Source organism: Methanosarcina sp. 2.H.A.1B.4 (assembly GCF_000979385.1).
Taxonomy (GTDB): Archaea; Halobacteriota; Methanosarcinia; order Methanosarcinales; family Methanosarcinaceae; genus Methanosarcina.
In genome coordinates, this window is sequence record NZ_JJOV01000027.1 from 1 (window position 1) to 18978 (window position 18978).

Below are 18978 nucleotides of genomic sequence, written 5' to 3' on the forward strand. Positions count from 1 at the left end.
ATATAAATATAAATCTAAATATAATAAGTCCTTTTCAGTACCTTCCGGGGTTGATGAATTATCGTGGGGACGAGTATGCTTTATAAGACTGTTGTTACGGAGCTATTATAAAGCCCGAATACAGTACAATTTTAAAAATAGTATAATTTAAAAGCAAGTAAAGTGTTAAGGATACAAAATATTATTAAACTCTAATATTATACTAATCCGAAATCAAGATTATGCTGACCCGAACTCCGGGTTGTATTAATAAACTAACATGAAATCGTGTAATAACATGAAATCGTGTAATAACATGAAATCGTGTAATAACGTGAAATCGTGTAATAACGTGAAATCGTGTAATATCATGAAATCATGTAATAACATGAAATCGTGTAATAAATACTAACATGAAATTGGGTACTACTTGAAACCCGGTATCCGAATAATTCTAAATAATCAGACACAGGAGCAATTTAATGTATCATCTGAAATGTATCGAATGCGGTGCAGAGTATTCCAAAGATGAAGTAATCTATACCTGCAGCAAATGTAACGGGCTGCTTGATGTTATTTATGACTATTCCTCAATTAAACTTGACATGGAAAAACTGAAGACCGAATGCCCTTCGGTCTGGAAGTACGCAAAACTCCTCCCGATCGAAAGGGAGCCTGTGACTATCAGGGAAGGCGGGACTCCTTTATACAAATGCGACCGCCTGGCCGAAAAGATAGGGATTAAAGAACTCTACGTGAAACACGAGGGCATGAACCCCACCGGTTCCTTCAAGGACAGGGGCATGACTGTTGGAGTTACGAAAGCGCTTGAGCTCGGGATGAAGACCGTTGCCTGCGCATCTACAGGAAACACCTCCGCATCTCTTGCAATCTACGGGGCAAAAGCAGGAATCCCTGTTATAGTGCTGCTCCCTGCAGGGAAAGTAGCCCTTGGTAAAGTAGCCCAGGCCCTCATGCACGGAGCAAAGGTCCTCAGCATCCGTGGAAACTTTGACGATGCCCTTGCTCTTGTGCGCACGCTCTGTTCCCAGGAAAAAATCTACCTTTTAAACTCCATCAACCCGTACAGGCTTGAAGGCCAGAAAACCATCGGCTTTGAGATTGCAGACCAGCTCGGCTTCAAAGTGCCTGACAGAATTGTCCTGCCCGTAGGAAACGCAGGAAATATTACTGCAATATATAAGGGTTTCAGGGAGTTCAAAATACTTGGAATAACCGATTCTCTCCCGAAGATGACCGGAATTCAGGCTGAAGGTTCCTGCCCCATCGTAAAAGCCATCAAAAGCGGGGCTCCTGCAATCACTCCGGAAGAGCACCCCGAGACAGTTGCAACTGCAATCAGGATTGGAAACCCTGTAAACGCTACAAAAGCCCTCAGCGCAATCCGGGACTCCCACGGGACTGCAGAGTCTGTTAATGATGACGAAATCCTTGCAGCCCAGAAGGACCTCGCAAGGCTTGAAGGCATAGGCGTCGAACCTGCAAGTGCAGCCTCTGTAGCAGGGCTTAAGAAACTTGTTGATATGGGTGTCATTGGCAGAGACGAAACCGTTGTATGCATTACTACAGGGCATCTCCTTAAAGACCCCCAGACTGTGATCGATATCTGCGAGGAGCCTACTTTAGTGGATGCAAATATCGATGCCATCCGGGAAGCAATCTTCGGAAAGGCGAAATAAAACCGGAAAACAGATCTGATTTGCAAATTCGATTAAAGAGACGTCGGAAGATAAATATTTACGTGCCGGAACCGCAAACAGTTGATCTATTTATGTCGGGTGATTGACATACGCGGATTCCGGCATCCTTTAATCAATTCAGGATTCTTGAGGCCGCAAATTGGCTTCTTGAAACTGCTTTACTGTTATTATTCATATCCTCAGGATTATTATTCATATCCCCAGGATTTCTTCAGATTCTTTTATCATACTCATCGGTGGGCGTGAACACGAATGGAGCAGGATTATAAACCTCATGAGATAGAAAATAAATGGCAGAATAAATGGAATGAGAGCCGGATTTTCCAGCCTGAGCCAGATAAGCGGGAAAAGTATTTCATAACAATTCCTTACCCTTACCTGAACGGGAACCTGCATGCAGGGCACACCCGGACCTTTACTATAGGGGACGTCGTGGCAAGGTACAAAAGGATGCTCGGATACAATGTGCTTTACCCGATGGGCTTTCACGTAACAGGCACACCCATTGTGGGGCTTGCTGAGCTGATTGCAAGCCGGGACCCTCAGACCATGGACGTTTACGAACGCCTCCACGGGATTCCCGGAGATATCCTGCCGACCCTCGATACCCCGGAAAAAATCGTTGAATATTTCAAGCATGAAGCCGAGAAAGCCATGCGCATGATCGGGTACTCCATTGACTGGAGGCGCAAATTCACAACAACTGACCCGACCTACAAAAAGTTCATTGAATGGCAGTATATCCGGCTTGGAGAAAAGGGCCTGATCGGGAAAGGCTCCCACCCCGTGAAATGGTGCCCGAACGACAACAACCCTGTAGAAGACCATGATATCCTGCATGGGGAAGAAGCCACAATTGTGGAATACACCCTGATAAAATTCCGGTACAAAGACCTGGTCCTCCCCTGTGCTACCCTCCGGCCGGAAACCACCTATGGAGTGACAAACCTCTGGGTCAACCCCAAAGTGGATTACGTAAAGGCCAGAGTCGAAAAAGACGGAAACGAAGAGTTCTGGGTTGTCAGCAAGGAAGCTTTCAGAAAACTGACCTTTACGGACAGGACCGTGGAATACATCGAGGACGTGCCTGCAAAATCCGTCATAGGGATAAAACTCACAAACCCGATAACCGGAGATGAAGTCATCTCTCTTCCTGCATCCTTCGTAAGGCCCGAAAACGGAAGCGGAATAGTAATGAGCGTGCCTGCACATGCACCTTTTGACTACCTTGCCCTGCGTGACCTCTATGATGCAGACCTGAGCGAGTACGGGATTACCGAAGACCTCAAAAAAATCGAACTGATTTCCCTTATCAAGGTCCCCGAATTCGGGGAATTCCCGGCAAAAGAGATCGTAGAAAGTATGGGAATTGCAAACCAGAAAGATCCGAAAGCCGAGGAAGCCACAAAGATCGTGTACCGGAGAGAGTTCCACGGTGGAGTCCTTAAGGAGCTCACAGGGAAATATACAGGATACCCGGTCTCCAAGGTCAAAGACATACTTACCAGGGATTTCATTGCCTCAAATGCAGGAGAAACCTTCTATGAATTCAGTGAACCCGTGGTCTGCCGCTGCGGTACTCCCTGTGTTGTGAACATGGTCAAAGGCCAGTGGTTCCTTAACTATTCAGACCCCGAATGGAAAGCAAAGGTTTACAAATGCCTCAGCCAGATGCGGATTATTCCCGAAGAGTACAGGGTTGAGTTCGAAAACAAGGTCGACTGGCTCAAGGATAAGGCATGTGCCCGCAGGAAAGGGCTTGGGACCCGCCTTCCCTTTGATAAGGAATGGCTAATCGAGTCCCTCGGGGATTCGACAATCTACATGAGCTATTATATAATTGCCAGGTTCATCGAGAGAGGCGACCTTGCCCTTGAGCAGCTTACCCTTTCCTTCTTTGATTATGTCCTGCTCGGAAAAGGCGACGTTTCAGCGGTTTCAGCAGAAACAGGCCTTGCCTCCGGACTCATTGAAGAAATCCGCCGTGATTTCAACTACTGGTATCCGGTTGACCTGCGTTCTTCCGGAAAGGACCTTGTCCCTAACCACCTGCTCTTCTTCCTCTTCCATCACGTAGCCCTTTTTGAGGAAGATAACTGGCCAAGAGCCCTTGCAGTAAATGGTTTTGTCTCCCTTGAAGGGCAGAAGATGAGCAAGTCCAAAGGTCCCATCCTTACCCTGGAAAGCGCGGTCAGCGCTTACGGCGCAGACATAACAAGGATGTATATCCTCTCATCAGCCGAACAGACCCAGGACGCCGACTGGCAAAATTCTGGAATAGAGTCCGCCCGCAGGCAGGTGGACAGGTTCTACTCCTTTGCAAGGGATGTAATCGAGAACGGAAAGCGGGCAAACCTGAGCACCGAGCTAAAGCAGATCGACCGCTGGATGCTTTCAAGGATGCAGAACTACATCAGGGGAACAAACACTGCCCTTGACTCCATCCAGACGCGGGAAGCCATCCAGAATTCCTTCTTCCTGCTCTTAAACGATCTCAGGTGGTACCAGAGGAGAGGCGGGGAAAACCTGCTTTACTACGTGCTGGACAACTGGGTCAGGCTTATGGCTCCTTTCACCCCTCACCTCTGTGAAGAGATCTGGGAAGCCATGGGGCACGAAGACTCAATCTCCCTTGCCCAGTACCCGCTCTACAATGAAGACCTTATAGACGAAGGAGCCGAACTTGCGGAAGAGGCTGTAAAGAGTACCCTTGACGATATTGAAGAGATCCTGAGGGTTACAAAGATAACTCCTCAAAAGGTCTACCTCTACACCTCTCCTGCCTGGAAAGCCGCAGCAATAAAGTGCGCCTGCGAACTGCAGATCGAAGCCCCTCTGGAAGTAGGTACTCTGATCAAAACCCTGATGGCAAACCCTGACCTGAAGCGTTTTGGCAAGGAGATCCCTAAGTTCGTGCAGAAATTAGTGCCCGAGTTCAAGAGCGGCGGTGCAGAACGCTACGAGACCTTTGCTTACCTCGGCCTTGATGAACAGGCCCTTCTGAAAGAATCAGCCTCCTTCCTGGAAAAAGAACTCGGCTGCCCTGTTGAAATCTACAGCGCCGATTCTCCGGAGTATGACCCGCAGAAGAAGTCCAGGTTTGCAGAACCTTTCAGGCCTGCGATTTACATTGAGGCAAAGCAGGAAGAATAAGAAGATAAAGGAAGAATAAGAAGACTTTTGATTTAACTAAAAAATGGTATCCGGGCAAATGCAACAGCCCGGTACTTCTTTTTTATTTGCTTTTTCACCCGAGTTGCGATTCGGGATCACAGGAAATCGAAGATTACCTGGGAGTTGCACTGCAAGTACAACAGCCCGCAGTCCTTTTCACTGCGCTCAAAAGGGCTAAATTACAGATCTTTCTGACCTGTACAACTGTCGCTGTTTTAAGTCGTTTTTGTCCCGATCGACGCAGGAGAGCGGTATTTCAAACAAAAAAGAAAAGACCTAAAATGAGAGCCCGAAAGTAAAAGTGACATAAGAATCCCGGGGGTTTCCATTTCTATTTTTATTGGTTTTATTGCTTTTTCGAGTCTCTATGTTCTTGTTCTTGTTCTTGTTCTTGTTCTTGTTCTTGTTCTTGTTCTTGTTCTTGTTCTTGTTCTTGTTCTTGTTCTTGTTCTTGTTCTTGTTCTTGTTCTTGTTCTTCTCTTTTGACGGACCGCCAGACGAGCTGGCGTGGGCACCTTCTACTGTTTTGAAAAAAGGTCCGGAAAAGATCCCTCCTCAGAAGGGATCCTCTCCTTTACAGATCCCTTAATAGGACCTCTCTTCATTTTCAAGGGACTTTAATACCTCAAGTTTTTTCCTCGCATCCGCCATATCCGGGTAGACACGCAGGATCTCGTCAAAAGCCTTTATGGCTTCCCCGTACCTTTCCAGCTTTCCGAGGATAACTCCTCTGTAGTTCATGGACTGGACGTCCTGGGGGTCTATCCTGAGCAGCTTTTCGAAGGCTTTCAGGGCTTCTTCATAATCTCCGGTTTTTGCAAGAGAGAGGCCGAGATGCCTGAGGGACTGCTCGTGCCAGGGGTTGATGGCAAGGGCTTCCTTAAAAGCCCTGGCGGCGGTCTCGTAGAGTTTCTGTTTGAAGCAGACTATTCCCACGTTATAGATTGCCTTGATATTGTCCGGGTCTTTTCCAAGCACATCGTCAAAGGACCTCAGGGCTTCCCTGTACTTTTCAAGCATACAGAAGGCAATTCCTTTGTAGTTCATGGCATCGTAGTTTTCAGGAGATATCTCAAGGATGCGGTCAAAGTACCCGAGGGACTCCTGAGTCCTGTTTAACTTAATAAGGGTCGTAGCTGCGTTATAAAGGGCTTCTTCATTTTTCGGGTTGAAAAGGGCAGCTTTTTCGAAGGCTTTCAGGGCTTCTTTCGGGTTATCAAGTTCAAGGAGGCAGAGTCCCAGGTAGTTCAGGCTTTCAGGGTCTTCAGGGGACGTTTTGAGCAGCAGTTCAAAGGTCTCGGCAGCTTCTTCGTACTCTCCGAGGTTGAAGAGCACAAGAGCCATGTTAGAGAGTGCTTCCTTGTGCGCGGGCTCGCGTTCAAGGACCTGGTCAAGGGCCTGCAGAGCTTTTTCGTAGTCCTGAAGTTCGATGCTGGCAATCCCGAGCCTGTAGCAGGCTTCGGTGTAGTCCGGGAAATCAGGGGCAAAGAGGAGCACCCTTTCAAAGTCTCCTGCAGCTTCTTCGAAGTTACGGAGCTTGAAACTGGCTACTGCACGGCTGTAAAGGATATCTGCGTTTTCAGGGTTCCGGACAAGGGCTGAACTAAAGGCGTTCCGGGCTTCTTCGTACCTGCACAGTGTAAGAAGGGCAAGCCCTTTCTGCTCAAGGGCAGCTGTAATGTCCGGGTTGAGTTCCAGGGCCTTTTCAAAAGCTTCCACGGCTTCCTCGTTCTGGTCAAGCCCTCTCATGACAAGCCCGCTTAAGTACCACACGTCTGCAGCCATCGGCTTTTTCTCAAGGACCTTTTCAAAGGTCTCATAGGCATCCTCATATCTTTCGGTTTTGAGCTGGGCAAGCCCTATTTTGGTCCAGGCATCTTCTGATTCCGGATCATTTATTTTCGGCCCATTTTCCTGGCTTTCAAGCACAGCCTGTTCAAAGGCTTCAAGGGCTTTTTCATAATGCTCCTGCGAAAACAGCACAAGTCCTTTTCCGTACCATGCCCTCTTAAAGTCCGGGTAAGCCTCAAGTATCTCTGAAAAGACCTCAAAGGCTTCTTCCTGCCTTCCGAGTTCCAGAAGCGTTATCCCTCTGCTGTAAAGGGCCTCTTTTGAAGCTAATCCGTCTCTTGCAAGCTTCTCAAGGGGCAGCAGGGCTTCTTCAGGTTTCCCAAGTTCTATCAGGGCGGATGCAAATTTTTCAAGGAGCTCATGATAGACCTGAGGGTTTTCTCCTGTGTCTCTGTCGTTTGTCTCTCCCCTACCTTCTCCGGTCAGGTTTTCAGCGGAAAATTCAAGAAGGGCGTTTACTGCAGATACGGCTTCTTCTGACTTCCCGAGTTTGAAAAGAGCAAGAGCCCTCTTTTGCAGAATTTCCGGGTCCCGTACTCCTGTCTTGAGGACAATATCAAAGGCTTTTACAGCTCCTGCATACTCTCCTGTTGCAAAGCAGGAAAGCCCTGTATAATAGGGAATGTCAGGCTTCCGGCACCCGAGGTCAAGGGCTTTTTCAAATTCCTGTGGGGCTTCTTTGAAGTTTCCAAGCCTGAAAATGGAAATAGCCCTTAGATATTGCAGATATGCCTTTTTCGGGCAGTACTCCAGCGCAGCTTTAAAGGCTTCAGCTGCTTCTTCATACTTTTTAAGTTCGAAAAGAGTGTATCCTCTCTGGTCGAGGGCATATGTGCAGGTAGGCTTCAGTTTAAGGACAAGGTCAAAGGCAGCCAGAGCATCCTGTTTTTTTCCAAGGGCTTTTAAGGCAAGCCCCTTTCTGAAAAGGATAGTTTTTCTTCCCGGAGTCTGAATGAGTACCCTTTCAAAGAGATCCAGGGCTTCTTCATAATGGCCCTGCTTGAAACAGGCAGTGCTCAGGTGTGCAAGGGCTTCAGCATTTGCCGGGTCCCTGACGAGAACTTCCTTAAAGCCCGGTTCAGCTTCTTCATATCTTCCAAGCCTGAGCAGGGAGAGGCTCTTTTTATACATAATATTCCGGACTTTGTCCGGGGTCATGTCCGAATTTTCAGGAGCTACTTTAAGGGCTGTCTCAAAGGCTGTCAGGGCATCTTCAAAGTTCCTGAGTTCAAAGCAGGAAAGGCCCAGCTGGTAGTATATCTCGTGTATATCCCGGAATGCCGGGTCGATTTCAAGGACTTTTTTGAAGGCTCCGGAGGCTTCTTCATGTTTCCCGAGTTTTGAACAGGACAGCCCGATGAAGTACCAGCCTTCTGCAAACTGCGAATCCTGCTCAGTGAGCCTTGAAAAGACTTCAAGTGCCTTTTCATAAGCTTCCTGCCGGACAAACACAAGCCCTTTCCAGTAAAGTACCGAATCGTTTTTCTGAGAAATTTCTTCAAAAAGGGTAAGAGCTTCATTGTATTGGCCGAGTTCGAAATGCTCAATCCCTAGTTTGAACTTTGCCTCTTCGAGCTTTAACTTTGCCTCTTCGAGCTTTAACTTTGCTTCTTCGAGCTTAAACTTCGTCTCTTCCCTGTCAGGGTCAAGTTCAAGCAGGTTTGAGAGGGCTTCAGTAGCTTCTTTATACCTCTTCAGTTCAAGGAAGCAAATCGCTTTGTTGTACAGGGCTGAAAGGTTTTTCGGGTCTCTTTCCAGCAGAGTCTCAAAAGCTTCGAGCGCAGTTTCATACTGCCCGGTTTCAAAGAGACAGCTTGCCCTGTATTCAAAGGCGTCATGCAGCTCCGGATTAAGGCGGGCAGCCGATTCAAAAGCCCTGGCTGCCTCTTCCTGCCTGTGCAGCCTGTAAAGGGTCAGGCCGCTGTAGTACCAGGTCATGCCCGCGTCAGGTCTTCTCTCAAGTACGCTTTCAAAGGTTTCCAGGGCAGGGAGGCATTTTCCGAGCTTCATCTGGGAAAAGCCCTTGAGGGTTCCGGCGTCTTCATAATCGGCGTCCCTTGTAATTACTTCGGCAAAGGCTTTTACAGCATCTTCAAAGCGTTCCAGTTTCAGCAGGGCAAGCCCTTTCCTGTACCAGGCTTCTCTTGATTCGGGTTTTTCAACCAGTACCTTTTCGAATGCCTGCAGGGCAGTTTCATGCTTCCCGAGCTCCATTGCAAGCTTTCCTGTCCTGCACTGGATTTCCGTATCATCCGGGTTCTTTGCAGCAAGCTTTTCAAAGGTTTCCAGGGCTTTTTCCTGTTTCCCCAGTTCCATCAATGCAACCCCAATGCTGTAGGAAAGGTCAGGATAATCGGGACTGAGGGAAACGACTTTTTCAAGGTATTCGAGGGCTGCTTCTTTTCTTCCCAGCCTGAGCAGGGATATGCCCCTGTTGTAAAGAGAATCGATATCTTCAGGGTTTGTTTTAAGGACTTTGGCAAAGGCTTCTTCGGCTTTTTCGTACTCTTCTGAGGCAAAAAACAAGAGTCCTTTATTTTTCCAGGCATCCTCAAAGTCCGGCCTGAGTTTTATTGCTTCTTCGAAAGCTTCAAGGGCTTCTTCGGGTTTTCCTAGCTTTCCGAGCACTATTCCTTTCTTGTTCCAGCCCTTCTCAAGATAGGGGTTCAGCCGCAAGCCTTCCTTAAAGGCTTCAAGGGCTTCTTCATAACGTTCCAGAGAATAGAGGGCAAAACCCCTGTTCATCCAGCAGATTTCGTCTTCAGGTTTCAGGTCTGCGGCATTTTCAAGAGCTTTCAGGGCAGGCTCGAATTTCCCGCTGTCGAGGAGAATAAGTCCTTTTTGAAGCCACATGTTGTAGTTTTGCGGTTCCTTTTCAAGGCTTTTTGTAAGGGACTCCAGAGCTCCTTCGAAGCGTCCGAGCCCTACAAGCACTGAGCCCCTGAACTTCTGGGCTTCGATAAAATCAGGGTCATGTTCAATCAGGCTGTCAAGGGTTTCAAGAGCTTCTTCATATTTTCCTGCTCTGGCAAGCAGGCGCCCCTGCTGGAACCACGCATCCGTATTGGTGGGGTCAAGTTCCGTAACACGGGCAAAGGACCGGGCAGCTTCCTCAAAGTTCTGCAGTTTCAAAAGAGCAAGTGCCCTGTTGTACCAGATTTCCTTCATATCAGGATAGGTTTCAAGCACGGAATCAAAGGTTTCAAGGGCTTCTTCGTATGCCTCAAGTTTCATGAGTGCAAGGCACTTATAATTCCAGGCTTCAAAATACGCAGGATCCAGCCGGATGGCTTCTTCAAAAGCCTCAATGGCTTCATTAAGCCTGAGCAGTTGCACAAGAGCGAAACCTTTCCTGAACCAGGCTTCTCTGTGTCCGGGGTTGAGCTTCAATACTTTTGAAAAGGTTTTTTCTGCGTCCTCGTACCTCGAAAGTTCGTTTAAAAGGATGGCCTTATGGTAAAGGACAGCTTCACTTGCAGGATACTTCTTTAAAGAATCCTCAAGGGACTGCAGAGCTTCTTCTTTTTTCCCGAGCTTTGCAAGGACAAGGCATTTCTGTTCAAGGGCATTCGTATCTTTTGGGTTTTCCCGGATAAGGGAATCAAAGCATTCGAGTGCATTTTCGTATTTTTCAAGCTTTGCAAGAATCAGGCCCTTTGCATAGCAGGCTTCTGAATTTCTGGGGTTTATTTCAAGCGCACGCCCAAAATTTCCCAGGGCTTCTTCATACCTGTCTGCTTTTCCGGCTACTGTCCCCATTGCACACCAGGCGTCTGTATACTCAGGCTTAAGTTCAAGGGCTTTTTCAAAGCAGAGGATTGAAGCTTCAGTCCTCTCTATTTCGGCAAAAGCAAGCCCCCTCATATACCAGGTTTCAGGGGTATCCGGGGAAATTTCAAGTGCACTTTCATAGGCTTCAAGCGCTTCTTCAAATCTCTCAAGAATAGCAAGAGAGGTTCCTTTTCTGTAGAGGGCTTCGGAGTTTCCAGGTTCAAGCTGCAGGACTTCATTAAATGAGTTGAGGGCTTCCTGAGTTTTTTCAGTTTCGAGGAGAGCAAGCCCTCTGTTGAAAAGGGCTCCCTTATGGCTTGGGTTTTTGTCCAGAATTTTATTGAATGTGTTAATGGCTTTCTCGTACCTTTTGCGTTTTACCAGGTCAAGGCCTCTCTGAAAGGCTTCATCGTGAATGATAACTATTCCTCCTGTCCCTCTTTTCTCTGTATAATCCTGCAGGTTCATCTGAGTATTATGTAAGTTAATCTTTTCTTTTTGTGCGGATCTTTTCTTTTCCGGCTGTTTGTATATCTATAAATTTCGCCAGTGAATGTATGTCGATAAATTTTCATTTGATTAAACTTGCATTGATAAATGTACGCTGATAAGTGTTAAAATACTGATAAATTTCAATACTGATGTACTTTGAATACTGATAAATTTCAATACTGATGTACTTTGAATACTGATAAATTTCAATACTGATAAATTTCAATACTGATAAATTTCAATACTGATATACTTTAAATACTGATATAATCAAAATACTGATATGTTTTAAATACTGGCATAATTAAAATACCTGTAAATTTGCATTACATAATATTTTAAAATCCGGGATTTGCTGTCATTCTAATTTTTATTTCAAACCTATTTTTCTAACATACTATATAAACAATCTCCCATAAGTGAGAGTGGGAGAAAACTTTCCAAATCTGCTTTTTGTAAATTGTTTATTAAGCGTTTAAGTTGTCTCTTCGAAGAAGGTTTACATTATAAAAGAAGATATTATAAGAAGATATAAAAAGAATTCTAAATCTAAATTATATTTTAAAGATTCCCATCAAGGGCTTTTTTGATGCTTTTGCAGGTTTCTTCATTATGGCAGACAAGCAAAACTATGTCAGGCAGCTCATTTTTCTGAAGAAACTTCCTTACCTGGGAAACTGCAATCCCGGCTGCTCTTTCGGAGGGAAAGCTGTATGCTCCTGTACTTATGGCTGGAAATGCAATCGTTTTTATTTTATGCTCTCTTGCAAGCTCAAGACTCTTCCTGTAGCAGGAAGCAAGAAGTTCATCTTCTCCTTCTCTGCCACCCTGCCATACAGGGCCAACAGTATGTATAACATATTTTGCAGGCAGAAGGTGTCCTGATGTAATTTTTGCTTCTCCTGTGGGGCAGCTGTTAAGGGTTCTACACTCTTCCAGTAGCGTGGGACCTGCAGCCCTGTGGATAGCCCCATCTACTCCCCCGCCTCCGAGAAGTGTATTGTTTGCAGCATTGACAATGGCATCAACTTTCATTTTCACGATATCCCCTTCGAATATCCTTATTCTATCCGGATTTAGTTTCATACTCGATCCCTTACTCGATTCTTTTCTTTTTTCTTCTTTACAGAGCTTTCCCGGTATTTTGTTCGGGATTTATCTATCTTATTTTCCTGGTTTATTTTCCTGGTTTATTTTCCTGGTTTATCCTGCTCGCCCTTTTTCCATGATAAATTTATTACATATAGGATGGTTTTTTTCTTAAAGGTCAAAGTTTTTTGATTCGTAAGCTCCCAAACAATGATATAGCATAAAACATAGATTATATTAGTCGACCGAAAAAGGGGATTTCGGTGGCATGCAGGCTTAATTGCCCGCTTAAAAAACTCTAAAACTCTTATGTGCCTCTGGGGGTTACCGAGGCAATCCTGTTAAAAATTTGATCTAAAAGATCCTACAATCTGAAAGATCAAATGTATAAATAGCTAAAATAAACCAGTGACTAAAATAAACCGAGCCAGAAAATTTCTTAGACATATTTCTTAACTCTGGCTAATTTCTTAACCCTTGCTAATTTTTAACCCTGGTTATATACAGCAAGTGGTGTAAATCTCTGAATAATTTCAATGGGGGAGATAAACCATGAGTAACATGACACTTAAGGAGAGACTTTTAAACACATTAGAAGGAAAGCAAGTTGACAAAGTACCTGTTTGTTCCGTAACCCAGACAGGGATTGTGGAATTAATGGATGAAGTGGGAGCTCCCTGGCCGGAATCTCACTCTGACCCCGAGCTTATGGCAAAGCTGGCACTCGCCAACCACGAGCTCAGCGGGCTTGAAGCTGTAAGGGTTCCCTATTGCCTCACTGTCCTGGTCGAAGCCATGGGTTGTGAGATCAATATGGGTACCAAGAACAGGCAGCCCTCCGTTACCGGTCATCCCTACCCCAAAGACCTCGAAGGCGCAGCAATCCCTGCAGACCTCCTGCAGAAAGGCAGAATTCCAGCAGTACTTGAAGCAATCAAGATCATCCGGGAAAAAGTAGGCCCTGACGTGCCAATCGTTGGCGGTATGGAAGGTCCTATCACAATCGCTTCCGACCTTGTAAGTGTAAAATCCTTCATGAAATGGTCCATCAAAAAAATTGAACTCTTCGAACAGACTCTGGACCTCGCAACCGAAGCCGCAATCATCTATGCAAATGCAATGGTAGAAGCCGGTGCAGACATTATTGCCATTGCAGATCCTGTCGCTTCTCCTGACCTCATGAGCCCCGACTCCTTCAAGCAGTATCTCCAGCCAAGGCTGCAGAAGTTCTCCGCCAGCGTGAACTCGGTTACAGTCCTGCATATCTGCGGCAATGTGAACTCTATTCTGGACTATATGGCAGACTGCGGCTTCGAGGGGCTGAGCGTTGAAGAAAAGATTGGCAGCGTAAAGAAGGCAAAGGAAATCATCGGAACCAGAGCAAGGTTAGTAGGAAACATCTCCAGTCCGTTCACCCTGCTGCCCGGACCTATTGACAAAATAAAAACCGAATCCAAACAGGCTCTTGCAGACGGCGTTGATGTGCTTGCCCCTGGTTGCGGAATTGCACCCATGACCCCTCTCGAGAACATAAAAGCCATGGTCGCAGCAAGAGACGAATATTACGCTTGAAGAAAAGTATGCTTGAAGAAAAGTATGCTTAAAGAAAAGTACGCTTGAAGAAAAGTGCGCTTGAAGAAAATGCTGAAAAATGGAAATCTTTTCTTCCAATTTTTAAACAAGTTTCTGCTTTTTACTTTTTTAATTTTAATTATTGAGGTACTGTTTTTTCGGACTCCGTTTTTAAAAGTTCTCAAGTCTCGGCTCGGGTCTTTAGCTTCCGTCAGGCTATAAATCTTGAGAAGAAGGAAAAGGTCCTCAATTAGAAGCTGTAGTTTTTCGGCAGGACGACCTTGAATTATGGGCAAGTTTTGTCCTGGAGGACGCTTACAGTGGACATTTTTATTATGTGCCATTTGGAAGCACACAACGAAATATGGATATGTTGCAGATAAATCTCGAAAATGTGGTATACTTTATGAAAAAACGAACCCACTTAAAAAAATGATTATGAGGTTTTGAAATTCCCGGGGTGCCGGAAATTTCCGGGCACCCATCTGGATGTTCTGGTTTATCAGGCATCCAGGGCGTTCAAATAAAAATCTCTAATTTTACTCCTGAATTTTTTGAGGTGCAACTTCACAGGTTCTCTGCTGACCAGTCACCTGCAGCTTTTACCCAGGTCTTGAGCCTGTCAGATGTGCTGAGAGGTGGAGTTCCACATCCGAGCTTACTTGCTTTTGCTCCGCTGTCCAGGGCCTTCCTTACTTCTGCAATGATCTGTTCTTCCGTACCATCGACCATCAGGAGGGGGGTCACGTTTCCAACCACAGGAACGCCATGTGCAAGCTTTGTAGCTTCACTCATATCTACTGTTTGATCTATACTGAGGCTGTCTGCTCCGGTGGCGGTCATACCTTCAATAATCGAGGTTGTATTCCCGCAGATGTGCAGTTCCCAGGGGCATCCATTCTCGTGGATGAAATCTCCAAGCTCCTTTTCTGATGGGCCTGCTACTTTGTAGTAGAACTCCGGCATCAGGAGGTTCGGGGATGCTGATGCATCGGAACAATAGAAAATGTCAGCTCCAGCTTGAGCACAGGCTTCAGCATAAATTTTGCTGATCTCAAGAGACACTGAAAGCCAGTCCTGCATTTTCTCCATGAATTTTTCTTTCTGAAGGCACCTGTAACTAAGCATGGCAAGATTTTCGGCCCCCATCAAGTCTCCGAGAAGGGTAATCGGAGCTTCGATGAGAGCATAGGTAGCAACATCAGGGTATCTTTCCTTTGCAAGTTTAATTGCATCTATTGTGGTCCTGACAAACTTGTTTTCAAGGAAGTTATCATATGTCACATCTTCCGGTTTTTTAAACATGCCTCTCACTGAAGGGTGAATGTCAACTCTTCCCATCTTCACATCAAGCCCTGTAGCAGCAGATTCAACAAACATGCCAAAGGCTACGACGAGGTTATCAATACCTGTCTCCATAGGAGCACAGCTTGCGATGTTGACCATCATCTCTGCGTTGGAGTGGTAGTCAGGCCAAACTGCCCCAGTCTTTTCAATGTACTCCTTAAGCATTGCAACGCCGGAGATTACCGGGATCCTATCAACAGGTTTCCTGTCGAGCATTGCAAGGACCCTTTCCTTTGATGTCATCTCATTGACCATTTCTTTTCAACTCCGTTATTTCTATGATCTAACAACGATTACGTGAAATATTCAGTTAATAATTCCCCGAAATAGTCAGTCCCATCTTTCTTTTTTGCATACCTCAAATTGATTCAATTGATTGGCTTGCAAATGTGAAAAATAGGGATATGGAAAAATAGAGACGTGAAAATTAGGGGAGCATCCGGATCTTCACCTTTTCACAATTAAATATTTGGCGTAAAGATAAATATAATAACCGACACCAAAAAAACGAATAGCATTGATCTTATCAATCTCGCTCTTTTTATAAACGTGATTGTTAAAAAAGCACTGTTGTATTTTATATTATGGCATTTACAAAATAAATGCATGGGCTAAAATCAATGAATTATATATAATCAACATGTGTATTCCAGTGTAACTCCGTTTACGGAATCAATGTAGTTGATTTTGTGTAAACTTCATAACTATGTTAACGAATATTTGCCTGCGAAAGGGAGTAACCGATTACAATGTCTGGTATAAATTTATATCGCTCTTAAGTTTTTATTCAGTTTTCTGCCCATCCCTTCGTATAGTTCTTTGATGCTGTAAATCCAAAAATCTTTTAAAAATAAAAATTAGAAGAACTGCCTCGGTTAAAGGCCGTAGTTCTCCGGCAGGAAGACTTTAACTTCCGTCTTGTATTTGTCCAGGCAGTCGCTCATGAACTTGTCCTTGTCATCTGTGAGAGCCTCAAAGGCTGCCTTTGCATCTGCAAGGGCCTTGGCTTCGAACCTTGAGAGGGTAAGTTTTCCCTTTGCTCCTTCTTCGACGAGTTTGATGGATTCGAGAGCGGCATTCTTGGAGCGGAGGTATATGTCGTTTCCGTCCTTTGCAATTGCCTGCCCGACTTTATAGGCGTTGTCATAGGCGAGCACATAGCCCTGTGGGTCTCTGTACTTGTCAGAGGCGACAAACAGGTCTCTCAGAACCTTTTCGTTTCCAGACTGGAGAGCGACGTTCATGAGAGAACAGTCGTATGCAAGAGTCTCGGACCAGCACTGAACTGTGGTACCGCCGAATTCGCCGTGGTATTCAACGGATTCGTTGGACCAGAGGTCACAGCACTGCATGGTCAGGTTCCCCATCAGGTCGGAGTGGGCACAGGTTGAGGTCTTACCTTCCTGAGCTATCGGGACACCTGAAACGGACTTTACGATAGTGTTTTCGTAACCGCAGTCCTTTCCAGGGCCAACTGCGCCGCATTCATAGGCTACGAGGGACCTTGCTGCAGAAATCGACCTTGCGATGATTGCAATTGTGTGGGCCAGGTTCTTGTCCAGCAGCCCGCCCGCAATGAACATTGCAGTGTTTGCCTGGGCGCAGTCCGTGTCTCCGGCTGCGACAGTTCCGGTCTTCTTTGCAATTGCTGCAATGTCTTGCCAGATCATCTCCATGTCCATGCTGCCGAGAACGCCTATGCCGTAAAGTATGCCTGCCATGTCGTTCCTGAGAATGGCATAGTCGAAAACTTCCTTACCGCCCATTGACTCAACAGCAAGCAGATCAGCACCGGACTTGGCGCACTGTTCAAAAGCCTCGAGGAAGACTGGGTACTTGTCTCCTCTAAGCTTGAGGAAGTCACGATCTTCACGGATGTCACCGATGGTGTGGCGGAGAGCACATTTTATGCCATATTCATCATGGTAGTCTTCCATGATGGTTTTCTGGGCATGGGCAACAGCTGCTCCCCATTCAGGGTTGTTGGACATCTGCTGGACGTGTTCGGTTTCAAGTACCACGGCGGGAGCTCCTATCTGGACCATCCTTGCCATGATGTCAGTGGTAATCCTCTCATATTCCTTTACGAGCTTTTCCTTGGATGCACCTGCTTCCGGTCTGGGAGCATAGTTCACTTCAGGGGTTGTGTAGCCGGCGCCGATTTCAAGTCCCAGTCCTGCTTTGACGGGCTTGACAGCTTTTCCGAAGACCATGTCATCCGCTTTTGCATAAGCCATTTTAGTGAATCTTGTTACTGCCATCTACTCCACCTCCTCAGTGTTTATGGAATTTCTCCCTCAGCTTTACGATATTGTCCCCATGTGCCTTGATGAAATCGGCCATTTTAGGGGCATCAGATGCTTCTTCACCGTACACCCCGAGTTCATACTGCGACACGAAGTCCTGGTTTACGGCCCCGCCTCCGCATGCAAAGGGAATCCTGTAACCTTTCTCCATGAGCTTGTCATTGATCTCCTTAAAGGCATACATGGTTGTGGTCATGAGAGCTGTACCTGTCAGCATCAGGGGGCTCTCTTTTTCCACGGCGTCCAGGACTTCGTCGACAGGAACATCTCTTCCAAGGTCTATTACATCGTATCCGTTTGCTCTTAGCAGTGCAACCACAATGTTCTTGCCGATGTCGTGGACGTCACCTTCTGCGACGTGGCAGATGATTTTTCCTTTGACTTCGGGTGCTTCTCCAACCATGTTCTTAAGGAATTCGATACCCTCAAGCATGGCGTCAGCGGACATCATAACGTTTGGCAGGAAAATGACTCCTTCATCGTAGAGCCTGGAGACAACTCCCATTCCTGGCATTAAGGCTCCATTGATGAGGCCCATCGGGTCCTTTCCGGCGGTAATGGCCTTTTTCAGTCCCTCTACAACGTCATCTTCTTCCCCTTCGAAGATAGCTTTTGCAATCGGGTAAATCGTTGAATCTTTTGGATAGAGCTCTTCTGCGGCATCTTCCGGTGTCATTTCCTTTTCAAGTTGTACGTTGTAACGAACCAGAATACCACTGGGATCTATATCTATCAAATGTCTAACCTCCATTTTAGCATTTGAGGAGCAACCAATCCCTTGTTGTTTACAGGACGAAAGCCGGGTTAAAACTAAATAGTCCATAAAAAGATCCTATATGTGTTCAAGTGTTTATTAATTCCCCCGTTTTCAATAAAAACAGCCAAACATGATCTAAATATGTATAAATCCCCAATTTCTTCCTAATTTATTAAAAGGACTTCTAACTCCCCTTTATTTAATTGTGGTTCTATATATATAATATTCACTGAGCAAGTTTAAAGTTCTAAGGCTGAAAACAGGTATTCCCCATTCCTTTGCACTCTGTTTTTCCGTTTATGGGGTTGGATTTCTCTCTAGAAAATACTAATTTGTGCACTTAATGCGTACATAGTAGTACCCGCATCTTAAGAGATGATGCAGAGCAGATACATTTCTTGTATGCTGTACTGTATGCTATTTCATTTTCTGTTTTTCAGGGCCCGTTTGAATCCTCTTAACTGATTATTTGAAAAAATAACCAAAAAGTATTTATCCACGTACTGCGTTTAGGTGTTTCCCTGATCAGGAGAGATCAGGCGGCAATGAACTTGTAGATTTATGGCAAAATTACTTTTGCAATAAAATCTGTATGCAAGTGGATTGCTGGACAAAAAGCTTTATATACAAGTAACGTCTTGTATGAATCCCTCACACAGCAATTGTGCGAGACTCACCCGCTACCGATCTTTGATGATTGGAGCTGCAGAATCTTTGTAGGTTCAAGCAAAATTTCGTTTTGCGTCGGATCTGCTTTGAAAAATGAGAGGTGGGGAAAAGCTTTATATGCAAGGAATGCCTTGTATGAATCCCTCACACAGCTCAAATGTGTGGGTTGAAATTCAAAATCTCTTTCATCTTTTAATGGAGACAGGAGTTATTTTTCTGTCTGACGAGGATTTGTCGGTTCGGTTAATTC

The 18978-nt window shown here is 45.6% G+C and carries 8 protein-coding genes; 3 read left to right on the top strand and 5 right to left on the bottom strand.

What is annotated here, in order from left to right:
- The first annotated feature begins 461 nt into the window (after positions 1-461).
- Positions 462-1679 carry a threonine synthase gene (gene thrC, locus EO92_RS04050; protein WP_048169509.1) on the top strand — a complete coding sequence of 406 codons (1218 nt, stop codon included), beginning with the start codon at positions 462-464 and terminating at the stop codon, positions 1677-1679.
- A 273-nt stretch (positions 1680-1952) separates the two neighbouring features.
- Positions 1953-4853, top strand: coding sequence for a leucine--tRNA ligase (gene leuS / locus EO92_RS04055; RefSeq protein ID WP_048169511.1), 2901 nt, complete (start codon positions 1953-1955; stop codon positions 4851-4853).
- Between the two features lie 606 nt (positions 4854-5459).
- Here leuS and EO92_RS04060 read toward each other — a convergent pair.
- Positions 5460-10964, bottom strand: coding sequence for a tetratricopeptide repeat protein (locus tag EO92_RS04060; protein ID WP_235283176.1), 5505 nt, complete (start codon positions 10962-10964; stop codon positions 5460-5462).
- A gap of 585 nt (positions 10965-11549) precedes the next feature.
- Positions 11550-12074, bottom strand: coding sequence for an O-acetyl-ADP-ribose deacetylase (locus tag EO92_RS04065; RefSeq protein ID WP_048169513.1), 525 nt, complete (start codon positions 12072-12074; stop codon positions 11550-11552).
- A gap of 555 nt (positions 12075-12629) precedes the next feature.
- On the opposite strand from EO92_RS04065, the gene mtaA reads away from it, so the two are divergent.
- Complete coding sequence (mtaA, locus tag EO92_RS04070; RefSeq protein ID WP_048169514.1) at positions 12630-13649, top strand: methylcobamide:CoM methyltransferase MtaA; 1020 nt, start codon at positions 12630-12632, stop codon at positions 13647-13649.
- 567 nt (positions 13650-14216) lie between these two features.
- On the opposite strand, the gene EO92_RS04080 is transcribed toward mtaA, so the two are convergent.
- The 3 genes from EO92_RS04080 to mtaC form a co-directional block, all read right to left on the bottom strand.
- Entirely contained in the window at positions 14217-15251 is a 1035-nt protein-coding gene (locus tag EO92_RS04080) for a uroporphyrinogen decarboxylase family protein (protein WP_048133185.1), read from the bottom strand.
- Positions 15252-15871: 620 nt separating this feature from the next.
- Complete coding sequence (mtaB, locus tag EO92_RS04085) at positions 15872-17257, bottom strand: methanol--corrinoid protein co-methyltransferase MtaB (RefSeq protein ID WP_048169519.1); 1386 nt, start codon at positions 17255-17257, stop codon at positions 15872-15874.
- 13 nt (positions 17258-17270) lie between these two features.
- Positions 17271-18053: a methanol--corrinoid protein MtaC gene (gene mtaC, locus EO92_RS04090; RefSeq protein ID WP_082107939.1), complete on the bottom strand. Its 783-nt coding sequence runs from the start codon at positions 18051-18053 to the stop codon at positions 17271-17273.
- Between the last annotated feature and the right edge of the window lie 925 nt (positions 18054-18978).

What these genes read in the sequence shown, in the direction of transcription:
- thrC (WP_048169509.1), top strand. Translation starts at nt 462, where the DNA reads ATGTATCATCTGAAATGTATCGAATGCGGTGCAGAGTATTCCAAAGAT.
- leuS (WP_048169511.1), top strand. Translation starts at nt 1,953, where the DNA reads ATGGAGCAGGATTATAAACCTCATGAGATAGAAAATAAATGGCAGAAT.
- EO92_RS04060 (WP_235283176.1), bottom strand. Translation starts at nt 10,964, where the DNA reads ATGAACCTGCAGGATTATACAGAGAAAAGAGGGACAGGAGGAATAGTT.
- EO92_RS04065 (WP_048169513.1), bottom strand. Translation starts at nt 12,074, where the DNA reads ATGAAACTAAATCCGGATAGAATAAGGATATTCGAAGGGGATATCGTG.
- mtaA (WP_048169514.1), top strand. Translation starts at nt 12,630, where the DNA reads ATGAGTAACATGACACTTAAGGAGAGACTTTTAAACACATTAGAAGGA.
- EO92_RS04080 (WP_048133185.1), bottom strand. Translation starts at nt 15,251, where the DNA reads ATGGTCAATGAGATGACATCAAAGGAAAGGGTCCTTGCAATGCTCGAC.
- mtaB (WP_048169519.1), bottom strand. Translation starts at nt 17,257, where the DNA reads ATGGCAGTAACAAGATTCACTAAAATGGCTTATGCAAAAGCGGATGAC.
- mtaC (WP_082107939.1), bottom strand. Translation starts at nt 18,053, where the DNA reads ATGGAGGTTAGACATTTGATAGATATAGATCCCAGTGGTATTCTGGTT.